We start from the raw sequence: 21,514 nt of genomic DNA, 5'->3' as shown, positions 1-21,514 counted from the left end.
TTATACAGGTTTTGAGAAAGGTTTTGAGAAAAATGAATATATTAAATACAAATTTAGAGCAACTTGATACGAGTAAAACTCTTGGTCAAGGCTTCGTCGAAGATGCAAAAATGTCGATGCAAAACGTCAATGTATTTTACGGAGACAAACAAGCATTAACAGATATCAATTTAGATTTGGCAAGAAACCAGGTAACTGCGTTAATTGGCCCATCAGGTTGTGGTAAGTCAACGTTTTTACGCTGTATTAACCGTATGAATGACACCATAGATAGCTGTAAAGTAAGCGGCAATTTTCAACTCGATGGTGAAGATATTTATGCGAAAAGTATGGATCCCGTATTACTTAGAGCAAGGGTAGGCATGGTGTTTCAAAAGCCAAATCCTTTCCCTAAATCTATCTATGATAACGTCGCTTATGGTCCGCGATTGCATGGTCTTACCAACAACAAAGAAGAGTTGGATGAGATTGTCATTACCAGCCTACAAAAAGCCGGCTTATTTGAGGAAGTTAAAGATCGCTTAGATGCGTCGGGTACCGGATTGTCAGGCGGTCAACAGCAACGCTTATGTATTGCCAGAACGATAGCGGTAAGCCCAGAAGTGATATTAATGGATGAACCGGCTTCAGCATTAGATCCAATCGCAACGGCAGTTATTGAAGAGTTAATTGATGAGTTAAAAGAGAAGTATACGATAGCTATTGTTACTCACTCGATGCAGCAAGCCGCTCGTATCTCTCAACGTACAGCTTATTTCCATATGGGTAACTTAGTTGAGGTTGGTAAAACCGAAGATATTTTTACTAACCCTGTTCATAAGTTAACTGAAAACTATATTACTGGTCGATTTGGCTAGAGGAATGAAGATGAATACGGTAAATCCAACACAACACATATCAAATACGTATGAAGCGGAGTTGCAACGCGTTAAAAATTTGATTATCGAAATGGCACAAACGGTTACTCAACAGGTGCAATCTGGTTTAGATAGCTTAATTAAATTAGATAAAACAATGGCTCAGCATGTCATTGCCACCGATAGCAAAGTAAATGATTTAGAAATGGAGATAGACAAAGCCTGTACTCAAATCATTGCCACACGCCAACCTGCGGCGAGTGATTTACGCTTAATAGTCACTTCAATAAAGGTGATCACTGATTTAGAAAGAATTGGTGATGAATCGTTGAAATTGAGTCGAAATGCGCTGAAGTTCATCGATCTAGAGCAAAACTCTCGAGAACTTAAAGAAGTACGTAATTTAGGAAACTTAGTGATTGAAAACTTAAATAAAGTTATCAAAAGCTATCAACAACTCGATGTTGCTCAGGCCATTGAAGTAATTGAAAATGATGACGCGATTAACGAAGAGTTTGACAATATCTGTCGCTTGCTGCTTACCAAAATGATGGAAGAGCCCCGAGAAATTAAAAACTCATTACGAGTGACTTGGTGTGCAAGGGCATTAGAGCGCATCGGCGATCATGTTAAAAACATTTCTGAGTACTTAGTCTACTTAGTTGCTGGAATAGATGTCAGACATATCAACATTGCCGAACTAAAGCATAAGTTAAATAACCAGTAATTTGTTATTAATAGGCCAACAAAAAAGGAGCAATATATTGCTCCTTTTTTATTATTTAAGTATGTGTCACTTATTTTAGCGCCGTTATTAACGCATGGTCACAAACTCTTCTGCCGCCGTTGGGTGAATAGCAATGGTATTGTCAAAATCAGCTTTCGTCGCGCCCATCTTAACGGCAACCGCGAAGCCTTGTAACATTTCATCACTGCCTAAACCAATGCAATGCATACCAACAATTTTTTCATTGTCACCCTGACATACCAGCTTCATTCGACAAGGTTGGCGATGCTTAGTTACTGCCGTATACATCGAGGTAAATTGTGATGTGTAAACGGTAATATCTTCGTCACCATATTGCTCCACTGCTTGCTTTTCAGTTAAACCAATTGTGCCGATAGTCGGATGTGAGAATACAACTGTTGGGATTAAGTTATAGTCTAAAAGTTCGTTTGTTTTACCGTTAAATAAACGTTCTGATAAACGGCGCCCAGCGGCAACAGCAACAGGTGTTAATTGTGCACGGCCGGTGTTATCACCAACGGCGTAGATATTTGCAACATCGGTGTTTTGGAACTTATCCGTTTCAATAAAGCCACGCGCATTGGTGCTAAGACCCGCCGCTTCTAGGTTAATATTATCGGTCGCTGGTTCGCGACCTATTGCCCAAATTAGACAATCAACAGTAATTGCTTCACCGTTTTCTAGTTCAAGAGTTAATGTGCCATCACTATTTTTAATCACTTCTTTTGGTGTGCAATGGGTTTTTAATGTTGGACCTTCTTGCGCCATGATTTCAACTAATGTGTCAGACATCATTTCGTCAAATTCACGTAATGGTTTATGCTTGCGCACTAGTAACGTTGTTTCACTACCAAGAGCATTTAATACGCCGGCAATTTCAACTGCTATGTAACCGGCTCCAACCACTGCAACTCGCTTAGGTTGCTCAGTTAAAGCGAAAAATCCATCAGAGGTAATACCGTGTTCTGCACCAGGAATAGTCGGCACCGTTGGACGACCACCCGTGGCAATCAAAATATGATCGGCGGTATAAACTTCGCCATTAACTTCAATCGCATTTTTGCCAACAAATTTACCAAAGCCATTTATCACAGTGACATTATTTTTGCCTAATACGTTGTCGTAAGATTGATGAATTCGACCTATGTAAGCTTCACGAGATTCAACGAGCTTGCCCCAGTTTAATTTTCCGGCGGTTAAATCAAAGCCATAGTCTTCGCTTAAATGCACTGCATCGGCGACTTGGCCGGCATACCACATTACTTTTTTCGGTACACAACCGACATTGACACAAGTTCCACCTAACGCTTTCGCTTCGATTAAGGCGCACTTTTTACCGTGCATGGCTGCTCTGTTAATTGAAGCGATACCGCCGCTACCGGCGCCTAACGCGATGTAATCAAAATGCTGTGACATGAAGTTCTCCTGAACATAAAATTCGTTTGCTATGGCTTAGATATAGGTCTTAATTGCAATAAATCAAGCTAAAGCCGATTTAAACCATTGATTGAGCTAAATATGGACAGATAATGCCTTGGTTAACTTTCATAAAGTTTAGTTTATTGCAAATAGACTTGAATAATTGCATCCTAGGACCTATCTCTATTAGAACATCATAACGATATTATGATGTTCATCATTTATGATCCCAGTAACCTTTGGGCTAGCATCAACAAACTAAAAGATTAAGAGCATTATGAGCAATCCACTACTACAGCAGACCAGCCTTCCTTTATTTTCTCAAATTAAACCTGAACATATAAAACCTGCAGTAGAGCAAGCAATTGCAGATTGTAAGCGTAAGATAGAAGAAGTCGCCAGTGCTCAAAACCCTCATACATGGGATAGCCTTGTGACAAGCATTGACGAAGTAGATGATGTACTAGAAAAGATCTGGTCACCAGTGTCACACATGAATGCCGTTGTTAGTACTGATGAATTGCGCGACGCACACGATGAGTGCTTACCAATGTTGTCTGAATTTGGTACTTGGGTCGGTCAACATCAAGGCTTGTATGAAGCCTACCAACAGTTTAAAGATAGCGCTGAGTTTGTATCACTAGATACAGCGCAACAAAAAGTCATTACCAATGCCCTCAGAGACTTCAAGTTATCAGGCATCGCCTTAAACGACGATGATAAAGTTCGTTACGGAGAAATCCAAACCAAATTATCCGAGCTATCGTCGCAATTTAGCAACAACTTACTCGATGCCACCGGTGCCTTTTCGGTGCTGATAGAAAGCGAAGATGAATTATCAGGCTTACCTGAGTCTGCATTAGCTGGCGCAAAACAAATGGCTGAAGCGAAAGAGCAACAAGGCTGGTTGTTTACCCTAGATTTTCCAAGTTACTTACCGGTAATGATGTATTGCGACAATGAAAAATTACGTGAGCAAATGTATGTTGCCTTTGTGACTCGAGCGTCAGATCGTGGCCCTAATGCCGGCGAATTTGATAACTCTGAAATTATGGCGGAAACACTAAGCTTACGTCATGAAATCGCTCAGTTACTAGGCTTTGATAACTATGCGCAAGAATCGTTAGCAACCAAAATGGCAGAAAATACTGAGCAAGTTTTTGGTTTCTTGAAAGACTTAGCGCAAAAATCGAAATCTCAAGGTCAACAAGACTTAAAACAATTGCAAGATTTTGCCAAAACTCAATATAACAAAGAGCAAATGAACCCGTGGGATTTAGCCTATTATTCTGAGAAACTGAAGCAACAAGAGTTTTCAATATCCGATGAGGATTTACGCCCATATTTCCCGGAAGATAAAGTGGTTTCTGGTTTGTTTGAAGTAGTAAATCGCTTGTATGGCTTATCTATTAAACAGCGTCATGACGTTGATTTTTGGCATCCGTCTGCGAGCTTTTATGATGTCTTTGATAACGACAACCAATTGCGTGGTAGCTTCTATTTAGATTTATACGCCCGAGACAAAAAACGCGGTGGAGCGTGGATGGCCGATTGTGTTGGCCGTCGCCAATTAAGTGATAACTCGGTGCAACTACCTGTCGCGTTTTTAACCTGTAACTTCACCAAACCAGTTGGTGACAAGCCGGCGTTGTTTACTCATGATGAGGTGGTTACTTTATTTCATGAATTTGGCCACGGTTTACATCATATGCTTACCCAAATTAATGCTCCAGCAGTTGCTGGTATTAACGGTGTGCCATGGGACGCCGTTGAACTGCCAAGTCAGTTTTTAGAAAACTGGTGTTGGGAACCAGAAGCGTTAGCGTTTTTATCGTCGCATCACGAAACTGGCGAGCCGTTACCACAAGAAATGCTTGATAAAATGTTGGCGGCGAAAAACTTCCAATCGGCTATGCAAATGCTTCGTCAACTGGAATTTAGCTTATTCGACTTTACCATTCATGCTGAATATAACCCTGAAACTGGCGATCAAATCCAGCAAGTACTAAACAAGGTTCGTGAACAATATTCAGTCGTTAAAGCCCCTGAATTTAGTCGCTTCCAGCATAGCTTTGGTCATATTTTTGCCGGCGGTTATGCAGCGGGCTACTATTCTTATAAGTGGGCTGAAGTATTATCTGCCGATGCCTATTCACGTTTTGAAGAAGAAGGTATCTTTAATCGCAAAACCGGTGAAGATTTCCTGCAATGTGTTTTAGAAAAAGGCGGTAGTGAAGAGCCGATGGAATTGTTCAAAGCATTCCGTGGCCGCGAACCACAAGTAGACGCATTACTACGCCACAGTGGCATAGGCGCATAAATGCTAACCAAATAAGTAGGGTCAGATCCTGACGGATCCCCACGAATTTATAGTTAAACATTAAGCGGCTCCAACATAAATTTATTGAGCTGCTTAATTGCACTTTTCCACTCTTCTTTTTCAATACAAAATCTTAAGTTCCTTACGGCTCTTAGTGCGATGAATTGATATGATAATACGGCTCTGGATTTAACACTGTTAGCCTGGTATTGACGGTTTTTCCCTTGTATAACTAAAGCCATACCAATGAGCATTAGAATATACTGCGCTATAAGTGCGATAACAAGCAGTACTAGTATTCGCAGCCTTTTTCGACTATTACATACATTCATATTAAGACCGGTTTTTACATCACGAAAGCTCTCTTCTATTTGCATTCTAGTGGTGTAGATTTTAACTACTTTTTTAGCAAAACCTAGCTGTTTTGAACACAGTGACGTTGTGAGTAACCAAGGCTCTCGCTCTCGTTTCGCATTGGCTTTTGATTTGCCACTTCGACGACGCCTATTACCTTTTGCAACAAGATCTTTTCGCCCTTTATTTCGAGATTTAAATATTACGAAGTTACATGTTATTGGATTGCAACGAGCCACATCAAAACGACCAAGCGATTTAGGGCGCGTCGTTGCAAGCTTGTATAACGCTTTAACTGGGAGCCAATCTTTATCTTGTTTACAGAATGTACGGTTTCTCATTCTGCCAACATAATCCCAATTCAGTGATTGAATCATATTAAACCAGGGCGTTCTGAATCCGGCATCTGTAACAATAATTGGCCGACAAGTTGAGGGCAGCATATTTTTCAAAACCATCATAAAGTCTTTATGAACCTTAGGTTTTTCTTTGCTTGATTGGGGATGAACTTCTTCATATAAAGTTAACGACCGACCGTTAACTGCTATCGCAGCGCGTATTAAGAAATTTTCTTGGCGCGCATCTAAATCTGACCAATCCACCAGGATGACAGGATGCTTTTGCGTCCCAACAAGTTTGCGAGTTAGTGTCTCGTATATGCTAGGAATTTCGGCATGTAAGTGAACATTACTACAAAGTATATCACTTCGTTTGATTTGGTGTTTTTCAGATGTTTCGCTAAGTATGTTGCGCCCTAAATTCGTGACAGATAAATCAGCCCCTCGAATTAGACTAGTAATTAAACATTTAAGGCTATTTCGACGTACTTTGTGCATTTTCGGGGTGACAAAAGATAAGGTTTGATTCAATATATGGTCTACATTCATGGCTTGCTCTTGGGATTATTTTTGTTTGGCGATAGATCTGATCACCAAAAGCCATGAATGTTCCCCAGATTTTTTAATTCCTACGAAATTCTTGAATCACAAATTTCGTGGGGATACCTCAGGGTCAGATCACACTTTTGCAAAATACTGGTACAGGTTAAAGTTAGACAATGGAAAAAATAAGCAGCATTTATCAACGAGCATTGGAGCGTAAAGGCGGTGAGCAAAACTTACAGCCTTTACTCGCGCCTTATGCAAGTCTTGCTAATTCTAATAGTGAATTAGCAATGCTTGGCAGTGATCGCTATTTAGCTGAATTCACTAAAAAAGTATTCCAGTCAGGCTTTGTTTGGCGAGTCGTTGAAAATAAATGGCCGAGCTTTGAAGAGCACTTTTTTGATTTCAATATCGAAAAAATCCTGATGATGCCGGAAGAAATGTTAGAGCGTAAAGCGCAAGATCCTAAAATCATTCGCAATTTCAAAAAAGTTCAAACCATTAAAGCCAACGCTCATATGATCCATGACATTGAAGTGGAGCAAGGTAGCTTTAGTGAATTTATCGCCGATTGGCCAGAAGATAACATTATTGGCTTATGGGAATATCTAAAAAAGAATGGTCAACGACTTGGCGGTAATACTGGACCGTATGCGCTTCGAGCGCTTGGTAAAGACACTTTTTTGTTAAGCCGAGATGTCGAAAGTTATTTTCGTGCTAATGATTTAATTTCTGGTGGCTTAACCAGTAAATCGAGTCTAAAAGCCATTCAGCAATGCTTTAACGAATGGCAACAGCAAAGTGGTTACAGCTTGAAAGAAATTAGTCGTCTTATTGCGCTTAGTACTGGTGATAATTACCTCCACGTTGAAGAAGAATAACCTGATGACCGACCGCACTTTATCGCCTCATTGTTTAGTCTTTGCCGATAGCTTTAATAATATTATGAAAGCAGAAGCGGTTAGCGAAAAATGGGGCATTCCTTACGGTGGAGAATTACGAGATCTAGCCAAAGTAAAAAGCCCTTATTTTTTATTATCAACAGATACGCAATTAGAGCTGCATAAAACCGATGAACCGAAAACCGGTGCAATCGTTGTCGATTTTGTCTCTGGCGCGGTTGCCCATCGTCGAAAATTTGGTGGTGGTCGCGGTCAAGATATTGCCAAAGCCATTGGCTTAAAGCATGGTTTTAATCCAACAGTACTTGATGCGACCGCAGGTCTTGGTCGTGATGCATTTTTATTGGCAAGTTTAGGTTGTACGGTGACCATGATGGAACGTCAATTACCGGTTGCGGCGTTGCTTGATGATGGCTTAGCCCGTGGCCAACAAGATGCCGATATTGGTCAGTGGTTATCCGAGCGTTTAACCTTGATAAATGAGTCATCAATATCTGGAATGGAAAAGTTAGATAATATTGATGTTGTGTATTTAGATCCAATGTACCCTCATCGTGAAAAGTCAGCGGCTGTAAAAAAAGAAATGCGCGTATTTCAAACCTTAGTTGGCAGTGATCCTGATGCCGATGATTTACTCGACAAAGCATTGGCATTAGCCAAATATCGAGTAGTGGTTAAGCGTCCAAGTTATGCCGAGCCGCTTAATGGTAAAAAACCTTCGACCAGTATTAAGATGAAAAAAAATCGTTTCGATGTATACGTAATTCAAGGTATACCTAAAGCCTAAATAGCAATGCTTCACAAGAGCACATAAATACAGTAAGTTTTAAATCATATACAACACATTAATCGACCCTAGGTTGCAAACACTATGAACAAAAAAACAATCATTAAAATTCATCTATATACGGCAGCGTTTTTATTGCCAATTATTTTGATGATTTCTATCTCCGGTGGACTGTATTTATTTGGATTTAAAGGCACTACAGAAAATACGCCGATTGATATCCAATCGGGCTACCAATTTGACCGTAATTCAAATGATTTAGATGCAGAGGTGAAAAAGCTGTTATCCACACATGGTTTCAACAGTGATTTTGAATATCTAAAACAGGGCGGCAATAATATTTATACGCGGCCAACATCGAAACAAAGTTTTGTAGTCACTGCGACAGAATCATCATTAAAACTTACTAAAGTTGAACCTGATTTTATAAAGACGTTGGTAGAATTGCACAAAGGTCATGGGCCGACGGCATTTAAAACTCTGCAAAAATTCACTGCCTTTGGCTTAGTGCTCATTCTAATTAGCGGTTTAATTGCAGCCTTGATGAATAAACGCAATCGCAAAGTGGTTGGCGTGACTATGTCGGCAGGTTTTTTGATTTTCTTATTCTTTGCGATTTAGCTTTTATTCTATAATTTTGGCAATTTAATTTTTGAATTTTAAAAGTTGCTAAAGTAAGAAATCATTATTAATCGCAGTAAACTTATCGCAAGCAATCAGTAATGAGTTTGCGGTAAGTTGTTCAACACCGAGCACTTCAACTTCACATTTGTGTTTACTGCGTAGCTTATTAACTAACAGATCAAAATCACCATCACCTGACAGCAAGATAATCTTGTCTGCTATCGGTCCTGCTTCGATGGCATCGAGGGTTATACCAACATCCCAGTCACCTTTTGCACTGCCATCTTTACGTTGAATATAAGGTTTTAGTTTTACCTCAAATCCAATGGCTCTTAAAATGTTTTGAAACTGACGTTGCTTCTCGTTATTAGAATCAATAGCGTAGGCATTGGCCATAACGATGTCGTGGGTAGAGCTCGCGTACGCCCAAAAAGCATTGTAATCAAAGCTTCGATTAAAGCCTTGGCGGCAAGTGTAGTAAATATTTTGCACATCAACGAAAATGGCGACGGTACGGCGATTGCTCTGTGACATAATTAACTCTCAATCGAATCAGCGTCGATTGTTGCAATAGTGATAGCCAGTTGTAATAGCTTTTTGTGATTGTTTTAGTGTATCTGAAAAATATTTGTAAATCATTTAAATAGCTGTACTCAGACGGTTATTTAATGGCATTGATTTGGCTTTGTGCTTATAATGTTGAAACAATAAAATGACCTCCAATAAAGACAAGGCGAAGACTATGATCCAAGTTAATGATGCAATGCCAGCGGGTGAGTTACAGCAACTAACCGACGACGGTATGGTTAACCACAATAGCGCAGAACTATTTGCCAATAAGAAAACCGTGTTATTTGCCGTTCCAGGAGCATTTACGCCAACGTGTTCGGCGGCGCACTTACCAGGTTATGTTGTTAACTTTGACGAGTTCAAAGCCAAAGGTGTTGATCAAGTTATTTGTGTTTCAGTCAATGATGCGTTTGTTATGCAAGCATGGGGCAAAGCACAAAATGCCGAAAATTTAATGATGCTTGCCGATGGCGACGGTAGTTATACTAAAGCTCTTGGCTTAGAAATGGAAACTGGTGGTTTTGGTGGTTTGCGTTCACAACGTTACGCCATGGTTGTTGAAAATGGTGTGGTAACCAAGTTACACGTTGAAGCACCAAAAGAATTTGAAGTGAGTGACGCAGCTAGCGTTCTTGCAGTACTTTAAGAAGAGAAGAATTATGTTAAAAAAAGAAATGGTTGCGCAGTTAAACGCACAAATTAATTTAGAATTTTATTCATCAAACTTATACCTACAAATGAGTGCTTGGTGTGAAGATAAAGGATTTGAAGGTGCTGCTGCATTCATGCACAAACATGCAATTGAAGAGATGCAACACATGAACCGTTTATTTACTTACGTTAGTGAGACAGGTTCTATGCCGATCCTTGGTAGCATTGATGCGCCACCACACGAATTTGAATCATTGGTTGAAGTGTTTGAAGAAACTTATAAACATGAGTGTTTGATCACTGAAAAAATTAATGATTTAGCGCATTTTGCATTTTCTAATCAAGATTACTCAACGTTCAACTTCTTACAGTGGTTTGTTTCGGAGCAGCACGAAGAAGAAACCTTGTTTAAAGGCATTATCGACAAGATTGAATTAGTTGGTAACGATGGCCATGCGTTATTCTTCGTTGATAAAGACTTAGCTGAATTAGCCAAGCAAGGTTCTACGTCAGCTGTACCAGAACCTGGTATGTAATATCAGTGTCACTTGTACAAGTTGATGCGTTAATCATTGGTGCCGGCGCAGCCGGCCTAATGTGTGCGCTAAATGCCGGTTACCGCGGCCAAAAGGTCGTGGTGGTCGATATGGGTAAAAAGCCCGGCCGTAAAATCATTATTAGTGGTGGCGGTCGTTGTAACTTTACCAACCAAAATGCATTACCAGAAAATTACCTCTGCAAAAATCCTCATTTCGTTAAATCGGCGCTCAGTCGATATACTCAATATGACTTTATCGACATGGTTGAACGCCATGGTATTGACTACCATCATAAAACCTTAGGTCAGCTGTTTTGTGACAATAGCGCCCACGATATTGTTGATATGCTAACCACAGAATGTGAATGGGCAGGCGTGACCATCAACATGCAAAGTGAAGTGCTGAAATTGGCGAAAACCGATGACGGATTTATCGTCACAACCTCTGGCAAAGATTATCAATGTAAGTCATTAGTGGTTGCTGCTGGCGGCTTAACGATGCCGAAACTTGGCGCTACTCCAATTGGCTATAAGATTGCTGAGCAATTTGGTATTAAGGTTTTACCAACCTGTGCTGCGCTTGTGCCATTTACCTTACATGATAGTGACAAACAGCGTTTTGATGGCTTGTCAGGCATTAGCATTGATTGTGATGTAAGCAGTGAAGATGGCACTAGTTTTAGAGAAAACATCTTGTTTACTCATCGTGGGTTATCTGGACCTGCGATATTACAGATATCTTCTTTTTGGAAGGCTGGTCAGTTTGTAAGCATTAACTTACTGCCAGAAATAAACCTAAGTGAAACACTGCAACAAATCCGCAAAGAGCATCCTGAACGCGGCTTAAAAACCACGTTAAGTCACATCTTACCGAAGCGTTTTATTGAAAGCCTGTATAACGCCAACGAATTACCCGATAAACCATTAAAGCAACTTGACCATAGCGAGTTTGATAGCATTGCGGATTACTTTCATAATTGGCAAATTAAACCGAATGGCACTGAAGGTTATCGCACCGCGGAAGTTACATTAGGCGGCGTCGACAGTGATGAACTTTCATCAAAAACTTTAGAGAGCAAAAAAGTTCCAGGCTTATACTTTATTGGTGAAGTAACCGAAGTCACCGGTTGGCTAGGCGGCTATAATTTCCAGTGGGCCTGGTCGAGTGGTTGGGCTGCAGGGCAAGTTATTTAGCCCCTACGAATTGTTTCTTGTTACTAAGGGTTTAGCTTTTATTTCGCACAAATATATACAATTCCATTTATCTGTTAGCACCTGTTGTTTTTTCATTTGTTGTACTACAATCCAATATTAATACTAAAAACATTAAAACGGAATTTTATGAACCTCCATTACTTCTCTAAATTAATTTTAATCTCGCTTTTGTCTTTGTCATTACTTGCTTGTGGAGGCGGCGGTGGCGGTGGTTCTGATAATTCTGGACCTGATCAAAGCCAAGATCAAAATAATGACCCAAATGATGATCAAAACAATAATGACACAAATGAATATGCATCTTTCATTACTGACAGCAGTAATGTTCAAACAGCTTCAATAGCTCGTATTGCAGTACAAGTAAATGAACAACTTGCTGCGCAAGAATACCCTGCCAGCATTGGCGATTATGAGCTAAGTTTAAGTCGAGTATCCACAAATGAACTAATGTTTGTTGTACCTTTTAATTTAGAGGCAGGAGATCATCAACTTAAGTTTGATTTAAATGGCAAGAAAGTCATATTAAGCTTCACTGCGGTTGTTCCTGAGCTTATTGCTCGCGTCGATGCTGAACAAGAACTGAATGAATTAACGAATTTAGTAACACAAAATCTGGATAACCTAATTTTAGTATTAGAAAGCGAGTCAGCACCGCAACAAGAGATAGATGCGATTATTGCTAAACGAGATGCTTTTTATGCTCAAGATATGACTAACATAAGTGATGAAGAGTTATCCCAAATAGTGTACTTTTTACGAGATATGATACCTGATGCAGCACGCAGTGATGGCTTGGCGGCAAAAGGTGCAAGCTCTCTCCAATCTAAAGCCGATTGGTCTGAATCTAGATGTAATGCAACATTAGCGCAGTTTGGTGCCGCAATAATCATCGCACTTGAAGCCGGAAGTGTGACAGTAGGGTCGATAGCAGCTGCAGGGGTGTCGGGTGGCAGTTCTTTATTCGTCGCTACCTTTGCAGGCGGCGCAACCATGTGGTTTATCATGGAAGTCAGAGATAAATATACACTATTAGATAATCATTGTTATTCCGCTGCTGTAGACAACGTTTTACATGGTGCAGGTGGCCTGGCAAATAAGTTGGTAGCTGCCAAAACTCCGGTATATAACGTTGATACACCGATGGACTTAAGTGATTTTTCAATGGAATATCGTTTACCGTATAAAGAAGATATTGCCTTTCCTTCATTAAAAGAAAAATTTGATCAAGCTAAGCAAAAGTTGGCTGGATTTATTAATGATTACAAAGCTGTATTGCCTAATTCTATGGTGGATTGGTTTAATGAAATATTGCAACCTGAACAGCATTTTTCAAATGCATCATCGCTTATTTTGGAATCGATAAATCCTTCATCAATAACCGGTCAGCTTACCACGCAAAGCGAATTTGCTTTCACCTTAAATTTTGATATCCCAGAATCATTTGATACTGAAGAATATTTTAGTTTTATTCTCTATGATACCGAAAACGACTTTAAAGCGAAGTTTTTAGGGTTTGTGGGTATTTGTCCTGAACATTACATGGCGATAGACGAAAACAATCCAGATGAATCTGGCGTTATTATTACCATAGAAGGCGATCTCTGTATTATTAAAGAGATATCTATAAATTCGGTCGGTTATGGTTTTATTTATACTTATAAAGCAAGAAACCTCATCGAGATGGAGGGATACTCTAATGGCCGTTTAGATAGTTATTCTGAATTTTATAAAACGTCTGAAATATCAGTGGAAGCGCAGATGATAAATAACGGTGTTTTTGAGAAAAAGAGCACTCATATTAGCTATGTAGATGAATCTATCGGTTCAGCTATCTCTTACCAAACTATAACTACCTATGATAAACCAATTATAGTTAGTGAACATGGGGCATTTAACCCATTATTATCTGTAACACAAATAGATTTTACCGGCGATCAAATTACTTCTGAATGGGAATATCGGACGGTAAAGCATGGCAGAGTGTATGCCAGCGTTTTAGCTAAACAAACTTACCATTCTCCTAAAGCTACAAACACTTTATCGACTAATTTCAGTGCTAATTACGTTCTTACGCCAGAGCGGCCACCATATGAATCTATATCTGAGTATTTTGATAATACCGGATTGCATTTTTCTTATGACAGAATTGGGTTAGCGGATGATTATCAATTTAATGTTGATGGCCTTAAAGCTTTATTACCCACGACTTATCCTATAACACCTTATTATTATAGTGTGTATATTAATGATAATGGTACGCTAATACCTAGAGAAGAGATATCGGAAGTGCAAGTTGCCCCATACACAGGACCTGCTTATGTCGGCGGTTCTGCAATTTTTGTAAAAGAAAAAATAAACTACTTTTCAAACGAAGTTATTAGTAATGAGGTAAGTTATCAATTCACATACAATGGCTACGGCTTTCCTGTAAGAGTTGTATTATCGAATATAAATTTTTCTGAGAGAGGTTTTCAGCAATCATCGGAATATTATCATGTTGCACAAATCTGTGAGACTTGTGACGAATTCAATGAGACTTTTGGTCAATATACCGCAGAAAAAGAAATTTTAATTTATAATTCAGATGGTGGTTTAGATGATTGGCAGCTGTTTTCTGAGCTGTTACAAACTGACGACGGCTCTTGGATGTCGGTATGGCAGGAGCGCATTGGGTATATATCCGGTAAATTGGATTTTCATCAATTATTTTATCCACCAGTAAAAAATGCAAACGGCTTTTGGCAGAGCTTAGATAAAAAACAAACCTATTATTGGGATAACGGTGCCGTTAGTCACCTTGCAAATTATAGCGGACAGTATACTAACGATGACGGCACTTTTACATCTTTACCAACCGATTCTCAACAATTTAACGATAACTCAAGCTTTAGAGTCGACTATACCTTTAATGCTGTGAAAAATGCCTTAGGCATTTGGCAAACAACACTTAAAAAAGAGACCTCATATTTCAATGGAAAAATAATATCAGTTTTTACCTATGAAGGTGAATATACTAATGATGATCAAACGTCTATGTCAGTAATGGTTTTATCTAAGCGTTATGATAGCGATACCTCGGTGCTTCACACAACTGAAGAATTTAAGCCGTATAAAGATGAATCGGGTTATTGGAATGGTTATTTATCGAAATTAATTGACCACATCCAAAACTGTTCACAGACATACAGTAAAAATGGGACTGTCTTATCAGATACATGTCCAAAACCTGAATAGCCGCCACAAAGAGTCGTAAGATTAACTGTTAAAACAAAGTCATTTTGCATATTTAAAAACCAGCTATTAGTAAATAGCTGGTTTTTCTAATACTGGAAACAATATTGCTTTTCATCGTTCAGCTTTGTCAATAAATTATGGGCTCTACGCTCCTATTGTCTTGTTTACCAAAACACGAAATCAGTTTTTAATAGATAAACCGTTTAATAGTCTAATAATGATCTAAACTTCTAGTAATCCATCAATTTTCCTAGGAAGCTTATGACTATAATGCAAAAAACGTATTGGCTCATTGCTACGCTTGGTAATGCAGTCGCTTTTTTATTATTAATCAATAACAGCAGCGTTTTTGCATATTCGCTTTTTACCATTACTCTGCTTTACACCTTGGTTGGTTTTTACGATATTTTCTATAGTCGACATACGCTCAATCGTCTTTATCCTGTCGTTGCTTATATTCGTTATTTTCTTGAATCTTATCGAGTTGAGATCCAACAATACTTTATTGCTAACGATACCGAAGAACGCCCATTTAATCGGGAACAACGTTCTTTAGTTTATCAACGCTCTAAAAATGTCAGAGATACTATCGCTTTTGGTACCCAACGAAATTTAGTGGAAGAAAACTATCTCAGTTTATTTCATTCCATGCACCCTAAAACAGTGAATAAAGAAGCTGAAAAAGTTCGCTTTGGTGGACCTGATTGTACCCAGCCTTATTTAGCGTCTTATCTTAATATTTCGGCGATGAGTTTTGGCTCGCTAAGTTCAAATGCTATTGAAGCATTGAATCTTGGTGCGCAAAAAGCAGGGTGTTTTCATAATACTGGCGAAGGTGGGGCAAGCCCTTATCATTTGAAGCATGGCGGCGATTTAGTGTGGCAAATAGGCTCGGGTTTTTTTGGATGTCGTCATGATGATGGCAGTTTTAATCCAGATACGTTTGCGAGCATGGCAAATAAACCACAAGTTAAAATGATAGAAATAAAGCTCAGCCAAGGTGCTAAGCCAGGTCATGGCGGGGTGTTACCGGCGGCAAAAATAACCGATGAAATCGCGGCAATTCGCCATGTTAATAAAGGCCAAGATTGTGTGTCCCCGGCGGTGAATCCCGAATGTACAACACCCAAAGATTTACTTAACTTTGTGCAACAATTGCGTCAATTAAGTAATGGCAAACCGGTAGGTTTTAAATTGTGTGTTGGTAATCCGGTTGAGTTTCTTTGCCTTTGTAAAGCAATGATTGAAACCGGCATAACGCCAGACTTTATTACTGTAGATGGCGCGGAAGGTGGAACCGGTGCCGCGCCAATCGAATTTTCTAACCGCTTAGGAATGACCTGCTTAGAAGGAGTGAGCCTAGTACATAATGCGCTAATAGGCATTGGTCTGCGCAAGCAAATAAGAATTATTGCTTCAGGTATCACCGCATCTAGTTTTGATCTATTGGCTAAAATTGCCGTAGGCGCAGATACAGTCAATGCCGCGCGAACTATGATGATGTCGTTAGGGTGTATTCAAACTAGACACTGTAATACCAACGAATGTCCAACCGGTATTGCCACTCAAGACCCGGTGCGCAGTAAAGCCATTAATGTTGTGCAAAAAAGCGATCGAGTAAGAAATTATCATCACAATACGATTGAAAGCTTTTTCGAGTTGGTTGGTAGTATGGGGCTCGATGATCCGGCAAAGCTAACGCCTAACATGGTCAAACGTCGTACACCGTACGGACTTTTAATGTCGACCGGTGGGTTAGTCAAACCAATTGCAGAAGGGGAATTGATTTCGGGTGTTGAACGCGATTGTATTTGGCAACATTGGTGGGCTCAAGCCAACAGTGAATCATTTTATGCTGAAGATATTTATATTATTAGCCCCGCAGAAATAACAATGCAGCAGCCTAGAAGCCAGTGATTATTAGTTAGAAAAATAGCAAGGCCAAGTTTTGGTCTTGCTATACATGTTACTTAAACTAGCTGTTAGTTCGATAAAACCTCTTCTATCAGGTTGATTTGCTCATCACTAAACTCAATATTCTCTAATGCTTTCACTGAGTCGTGAATTTGTTGGGTTTTACTGGCCCCGACTAAACAAGAAGTAACAGCAGGATTATGTAACGTCCATGCAATGGCCATCTGCGCTAAACTTTGACCACGAGAGATAGCAATTTGGTTGAGAGACTTCAATTTTTGCAGCTTATTATTGGTAATTTGCGACTCGTTGAAATGTATTATCTCCTCTCTTGCGGCTCTTGAATCATTAGGAATACCATCAAGATATTTATCGGTTAACAAACCTTGTGCAAGCGGACTAAAGACAATGCTACCAACTTCATTTTGTAGCAAAATATCGGTTAGGCCATTTTCCATAGCTCGATCAAACATATTGTATCTAGGCTGATGAATAAGCAACGGAGTGCCGAGGTTGTTAAGTATATCAATGGCAATCTTTGTTTGTTCTGGTGCATAATTAGATATACCAGCATACATTGCTCGTCCAGAACGAACGATATAATCAAGGGCTTGCATGCTTTCTTCTATAGGGGTTTTAGGGTCCATTCGGTGATGATAAAACACATCAAAATAATCTAGTCCCGTTCGTTTTAAACTTTGATCGCAACTCGATACTAAATATTTGCGAGAGCCACCATCTCCATATGGTCCTGGCCACATGTCGTAACCTGCTTTGCTAGAGATAAATAGTTCGTCTCGATAGACACTGAAATCTTGCGCCAGTATTTTGCCAAAAGTCGATTCTGCTGAGCCGTAAGGAGGACCATAATTATTTGCTAGATCAAGGTGGCAGATGCCTAAATCAAATGCAGTATGTAGTAATGCGCGTGAATTTTGATAATCATTATAAGCACCAAAATTTTGCCATAACCCTAAAGATATTCTAGGTAACAAAACTCCACTTTTACCACATCGATGGTATGGCATATTTTCATATCGATCATCACTTGCTAGATATTCACTAGCATCTTTCGTATTCATTAAAGGTTTCTCTTTCTAATGCTCAAACTAATTATGGTATTTACATAACATTGATAACAATAAGGTTGAATCAATTAAGAACACCTTAAACAAAGTGTAAACAAAATTATACGCAGTGCCAATGAATTACTAAAGATTTGTGATGTTTTGGTCTAATTTTGCCAATAATTTATTAAGCTTAACAATGTCCTTATCAGTAAAATTCTGTAGTGCTAATTGTTGATGATTCAGGGCAATAGGCACCAAACTTGAGTATAACGAGCTACCTTCTGGGGTTAATTGGATCGTTTGTGAACGATTGTCATTGGTCACAGTGTTTGTCTTAACTAATTGTTTAATAATGAGTTTTTTAACTGTTCTCGATACTTTTACTTTATCCATAGCAATGGTTAAGGTGATCTCTTTTGCCGTCGCTCGCTGGTTTTCGCCCAGTACCGCAATTACCCGCCATTCGGCTACGCTAATGCCAAACTGCTTACTGTATTTATCTGCTAACGACTGAGATAGTCTGTTTGCCAAAGTTGACAGTTTATATGGTAAATATTCTTGTAAAGTTAAAGTGCCATCTTCACTTTTATCCATATTGTAACTCCAATTGTTATTGACTCTGTTAACGACTAAAATAGTTTCAATTGAAACTAATAGTACCATAACTAAAATTATTTTCATCGGTAGATACTAAAGCCGGTGAATACGGAGAAAAACATGGCTGATTTATTTGAAAACCCAATGGGCCTAGATGGCTTTGAATTTGTAGAGTTTACTGCATTAGAAAAAGGCGTTTTAGAACCAGTATTTGAAAGCATGGGTTTTACTCACGTTGCTAATCACAAATCAAAAGACGTGACTTTATGGCGCCAAGGCGATATTAACTTTATCGCTAACTATGAAAAAAATAGCCACGCTCATTACTATGCACAAGAACATGGTTCGTCAGCATGTGGTATGGCATTCCGTGTTAAGGATGCACAAGCGGCATATAAACTAGCCCTAGAGAAAGGCGCACAACCGGTACATATCGAAACTGGTCCAATGGAATTGCGTCTTCCTGCTATCAAGGGTATTGGTGGTGCAACGGTATATCTAATCGACCGTTACCAAGGTACCAACACGATTTATGACATCGATTTCGATTGGATTGAAGGTGTAGACCGTCATCCTGAAGGTTGTGGCTTCCACACCTTAGATCATTTAACTCATAACGTTTACCGTGGTCGTATGGCTTATTGGGCTGACTACTACGAAAACTTGTTTAACTTCCGTGAAATTCGTTTCTTCGATATCAAAGGTGAGTACACAGGTTTAACATCGAAAGCGATGACAGCACCAGACGGTAAAATCCGTATTCCTCTTAACGAAGAAGCTGGCGGCGGCGGTCAAATCGAAGAGTACTTAATGGAATACAACGGTGAAGGTATTCAGCACATTGCTTTTGCTTGTGACGATATCATTGCATGTTGGGATAAATTAAAAGCTCAAGGCATTAAGTTTATGACTCCACCTCCTGGTACCTACTATGACATGCTTGAAGAGCGTCTTCCTGGCCATGGTGAGCCGGTAGATGAATTACAGCCTCGTGGTATTCTAATGGATGGTTCTACTGAAGGTGGTGAGCCACGTTTATTACTTCAAATTTTCTCTGACACATTATTAGGCCCAGTATTCTTTGAGTTTATTCAACGTAAAGAAGACCAAGGTTTTGGTGAAGGTAACTTTAAAGCATTGTTTGAGTCTATTGAGCGCGACCAAGTTGAACGTGGCGTAATCAAGACTGACGCATAAGTAGTTTCGGAGAATATTATGGCGATTAAACGAATTCATCATGTAGCGTATCGCTGCAATGACGCAAAAGAAACGGTAGCGTTTTACCGTGACTTACTTGGTATGGACTTTCAGTTAGCAATCGCTGAAAATGAAGTGCCTTCAACGAAAGCACCAGATCCATATATGCATGTATTTCTAGATGCAGGTATGGGCAATGTTTTGGCGTTTTTTGAATTGCCGAACTCGCCTAAAATGGACCGTGACAACAATACGCCAGAGTGGGTACAGCATATTGCTTTTGAAGTAGAGTCGATGGATGAGCTACTTGAATCGAAAACGAAATTAGAAGCAGCGGGCTTAGATGTCTTAGGTCCGGTAAATCACACCATTTTTAAATCGATTTATTTCTTTGATCCAAATGGACATCGTATTGAATTAGCTGCGCAAGTTGCTAAACCAGGTATGATGGAAGAATTAAAACGCGTATCTGTTGAAATGCTAGATGAGTGGGCGGAAACTAAAAAAGCTCCTCAACATGCAGCATGGTTACATAGTGAAGCCGAATTAAAGAAAAAATTTTCAGGTGATAAATAATGAAATTAGCAAGTATTAAATCAGGTCGCGATGGCGCCTTAGTAGTTGTAAACAACAGTCTTACTAAAATGGCATGTGCTGGTCACATTGCTACAACGATGCAAGATGCATTAGATGATTGGGCTAATGTTGAGCCTAAACTGCAAGCGTTAAGCGTACAATTAGAGAATGGCGAAGTAGAAACAGCAGACTTTGATCAAACTCAAGCTGACTCGCCACTTCCACGTGCTTACCAATGGGCTGACGGCAGTGCTTATGTAAACCACGTTGAATTAGTTCGTCGTGCACGTAACGCTGAAATGCCAGCAACGTTTTGGACTGATCCATTAATGTATCAAGGTGGCAGTGATAGCTTTCTTGCACCTCGTGACAACATTGTAATGCCACAAGACGAAGGGTTTGGTATTGACTTTGAAGCGGAAGTTGCAGTGATCACTGGCGATGTTCCTATGGGCGTTTCGGCGGAAGACGCACTTAACTATATTAATCTTGTGATGATCGTAAATGACGTATCATTACGTGGTTTGATTCCAGGTGAGTTAGCGAAAGGTTTTGGCTTTTTTCAATCTAAGCCTTCAAGTGCATTTAGCCCAGTATGTGTAACACCAGATCAACTAGGCGATGCTTGGGTTGATGGCAAGTTACATTTACCACTTAATTCAAAATACAATAACGAGTTGTTCGGTAAGCCGGAAGCTGGTATTGATATGACCTTTAACTTTGGTCAATTAGTAGCTCACGCAGCGCGTACTCGTCCTTTATGTGCTGGTACGGTAATTGGTAGTGGTACGGTATCTAACAAGTTAAATGATGGCCCTGGTAAGCCTGTTTCTGAAGGTGGTGTTGGTTATAGCTGTATTGCAGAAATTCGTATGATTGAGACTATTGAAAACGGTAAGCCAACCACGCCATTTATGAGCTTTGGCGATAACATTGAAATGGAAATGTTTGACAAAGATGGCCAGTCAATCTTCGGCCAAATTAACCAAACAGTCGTTAAAGGTTAAGAGAAGAGGTTAAACTCTATAGACAAATGCAGAGTAATCACTTTGCACGG

General features: G+C 39.6%; 19 protein-coding genes. 14 read left to right on the top strand and 5 right to left on the bottom strand.

What is annotated here, in order from left to right; genetic code table 11:
- Positions 1–32: 32 nt before the first annotated feature.
- Both pstB and phoU read left to right on the top strand, forming a co-directional pair.
- Entirely contained in the window at positions 33–857 is an 825-nt protein-coding gene (gene pstB, locus LT090_RS16135; RefSeq protein ID WP_068547773.1) for a phosphate ABC transporter ATP-binding protein PstB, read from the top strand.
- A gap of 10 nt (positions 858–867) precedes the next feature.
- Positions 868–1,584, top strand: a complete 717-nt coding sequence (gene phoU / locus LT090_RS16130) for a phosphate signaling complex protein PhoU (protein WP_068547774.1) — start codon at positions 868–870, stop codon at positions 1,582–1,584.
- 87 nt (positions 1,585–1,671) lie between these two features.
- Here the strand turns inward: phoU and gorA are convergent, their stop codons facing one another.
- Positions 1,672–3,021, bottom strand: a complete 1,350-nt coding sequence (gene gorA / locus LT090_RS16125; RefSeq protein WP_068547775.1) for a glutathione-disulfide reductase — start codon at positions 3,019–3,021, stop codon at positions 1,672–1,674.
- A gap of 280 nt (positions 3,022–3,301) precedes the next feature.
- On the opposite strand from gorA, the gene prlC reads away from it, so the two are divergent.
- Positions 3,302–5,344, top strand: coding sequence for an oligopeptidase A (gene prlC, locus LT090_RS16120; protein WP_068547776.1), 2,043 nt, complete (start codon positions 3,302–3,304; stop codon positions 5,342–5,344).
- 53 nt (positions 5,345–5,397) lie between these two features.
- Here the strand turns inward: prlC and LT090_RS16115 are convergent, their stop codons facing one another.
- Positions 5,398–6,585, bottom strand: a complete 1,188-nt coding sequence (locus LT090_RS16115; protein ID WP_070796018.1) for an IS4 family transposase — start codon at positions 6,583–6,585, stop codon at positions 5,398–5,400.
- A gap of 170 nt (positions 6,586–6,755) precedes the next feature.
- On the opposite strand from LT090_RS16115, the gene LT090_RS16110 reads away from it, so the two are divergent.
- The 3 genes from LT090_RS16110 (at position 6,756) to LT090_RS16100 (ending at position 8,892) form a co-directional block, all read left to right on the top strand.
- Complete coding sequence (locus LT090_RS16110) at positions 6,756–7,463, top strand: DNA-3-methyladenine glycosylase I (RefSeq protein WP_068547383.1); 708 nt, start codon at positions 6,756–6,758, stop codon at positions 7,461–7,463.
- A 64-nt stretch (positions 7,464–7,527) separates the two neighbouring features.
- The gene (locus tag LT090_RS16105; protein WP_089153036.1) at positions 7,528–8,271 is read left to right on the top strand and encodes a class I SAM-dependent methyltransferase; all 744 of its coding nucleotides are present in this window, start codon (positions 7,528–7,530) and stop codon (positions 8,269–8,271) included.
- 84 nt (positions 8,272–8,355) lie between these two features.
- Positions 8,356–8,892, top strand: coding sequence for a PepSY domain-containing protein (locus LT090_RS16100; protein ID WP_068547387.1), 537 nt, complete (start codon positions 8,356–8,358; stop codon positions 8,890–8,892).
- 48 nt (positions 8,893–8,940) lie between these two features.
- On the opposite strand, the gene LT090_RS16095 is transcribed toward LT090_RS16100, so the two are convergent.
- The gene (locus tag LT090_RS16095; protein WP_068547389.1) at positions 8,941–9,429 is read right to left on the bottom strand and encodes a LabA-like NYN domain-containing protein; all 489 of its coding nucleotides are present in this window, start codon (positions 9,427–9,429) and stop codon (positions 8,941–8,943) included.
- Between the two features lie 208 nt (positions 9,430–9,637).
- Between LT090_RS16095 and LT090_RS16090 the strand changes: the two genes are divergently transcribed.
- The 5 genes from LT090_RS16090 (at position 9,638) to LT090_RS16070 (ending at position 17,020) form a co-directional block, all read left to right on the top strand.
- Positions 9,638–10,111 carry a peroxiredoxin gene (locus LT090_RS16090; RefSeq protein ID WP_068547391.1) on the top strand — a complete coding sequence of 158 codons (474 nt, stop codon included), beginning with the start codon at positions 9,638–9,640 and terminating at the stop codon, positions 10,109–10,111.
- 13 nt (positions 10,112–10,124) lie between these two features.
- Positions 10,125–10,652: a non-heme ferritin gene (ftnA, locus tag LT090_RS16085; RefSeq protein ID WP_068547397.1), complete on the top strand. Its 528-nt coding sequence runs from the start codon at positions 10,125–10,127 to the stop codon at positions 10,650–10,652.
- 59 nt (positions 10,653–10,711) lie between these two features.
- On the top strand, positions 10,712–11,848 hold the full coding sequence (locus tag LT090_RS16080; RefSeq protein ID WP_068547457.1) for a BaiN/RdsA family NAD(P)/FAD-dependent oxidoreductase: 1,137 nt from the start codon (positions 10,712–10,714) through the stop codon (positions 11,846–11,848).
- Between the two features lie 147 nt (positions 11,849–11,995).
- Positions 11,996–15,103, top strand: a complete 3,108-nt coding sequence (locus LT090_RS16075) for a hypothetical protein (protein ID WP_068547398.1) — start codon at positions 11,996–11,998, stop codon at positions 15,101–15,103.
- Positions 15,104–15,364: 261 nt separating this feature from the next.
- Entirely contained in the window at positions 15,365–17,020 is a 1,656-nt protein-coding gene (locus tag LT090_RS16070; RefSeq protein WP_068547400.1) for an FMN-binding glutamate synthase family protein, read from the top strand.
- Between the two features lie 65 nt (positions 17,021–17,085).
- On the opposite strand, the gene LT090_RS16065 is transcribed toward LT090_RS16070, so the two are convergent.
- The gene (locus LT090_RS16065) at positions 17,086–18,099 is read right to left on the bottom strand and encodes an aldo/keto reductase (RefSeq protein ID WP_068547402.1); all 1,014 of its coding nucleotides are present in this window, start codon (positions 18,097–18,099) and stop codon (positions 17,086–17,088) included.
- A gap of 129 nt (positions 18,100–18,228) precedes the next feature.
- Complete coding sequence (locus LT090_RS16060) at positions 18,229–18,768, bottom strand: MarR family winged helix-turn-helix transcriptional regulator (RefSeq protein WP_082897242.1); 540 nt, start codon at positions 18,766–18,768, stop codon at positions 18,229–18,231.
- 36 nt (positions 18,769–18,804) lie between these two features.
- On the opposite strand from LT090_RS16060, the gene hppD reads away from it, so the two are divergent.
- Genes hppD through LT090_RS16045 form a run of 3 tightly spaced genes read left to right on the top strand, consistent with a single transcriptional unit; the run spans position 18,805 to position 21,464 of the window.
- Positions 18,805–19,881 carry a 4-hydroxyphenylpyruvate dioxygenase gene (gene hppD / locus LT090_RS16055; RefSeq protein ID WP_068547403.1) on the top strand — a complete coding sequence of 359 codons (1,077 nt, stop codon included), beginning with the start codon at positions 18,805–18,807 and terminating at the stop codon, positions 19,879–19,881.
- An 18-nt stretch (positions 19,882–19,899) separates the two neighbouring features.
- The gene (locus LT090_RS16050; protein WP_068547405.1) at positions 19,900–20,457 is read left to right on the top strand and encodes a VOC family protein; all 558 of its coding nucleotides are present in this window, start codon (positions 19,900–19,902) and stop codon (positions 20,455–20,457) included.
- The gene (locus LT090_RS16045) at positions 20,457–21,464 is read left to right on the top strand and encodes a fumarylacetoacetate hydrolase family protein (protein WP_068547407.1); all 1,008 of its coding nucleotides are present in this window, start codon (positions 20,457–20,459) and stop codon (positions 21,462–21,464) included. The genes LT090_RS16050 and LT090_RS16045 overlap by 1 nt, the downstream gene beginning before the upstream one ends.
- Positions 21,465–21,514 lie beyond the last annotated feature (50 nt).

The sequence above is a fragment of the Thalassotalea crassostreae genome, from assembly GCF_001831495.1.
Taxonomy (GTDB): Bacteria; Pseudomonadota; Gammaproteobacteria; order Enterobacterales; family Alteromonadaceae; genus Thalassotalea_A; species Thalassotalea_A crassostreae.
Note: the sequence above shows the minus strand (reverse complement) of the source record. Positions and strands in the feature narration are given on the sequence as shown.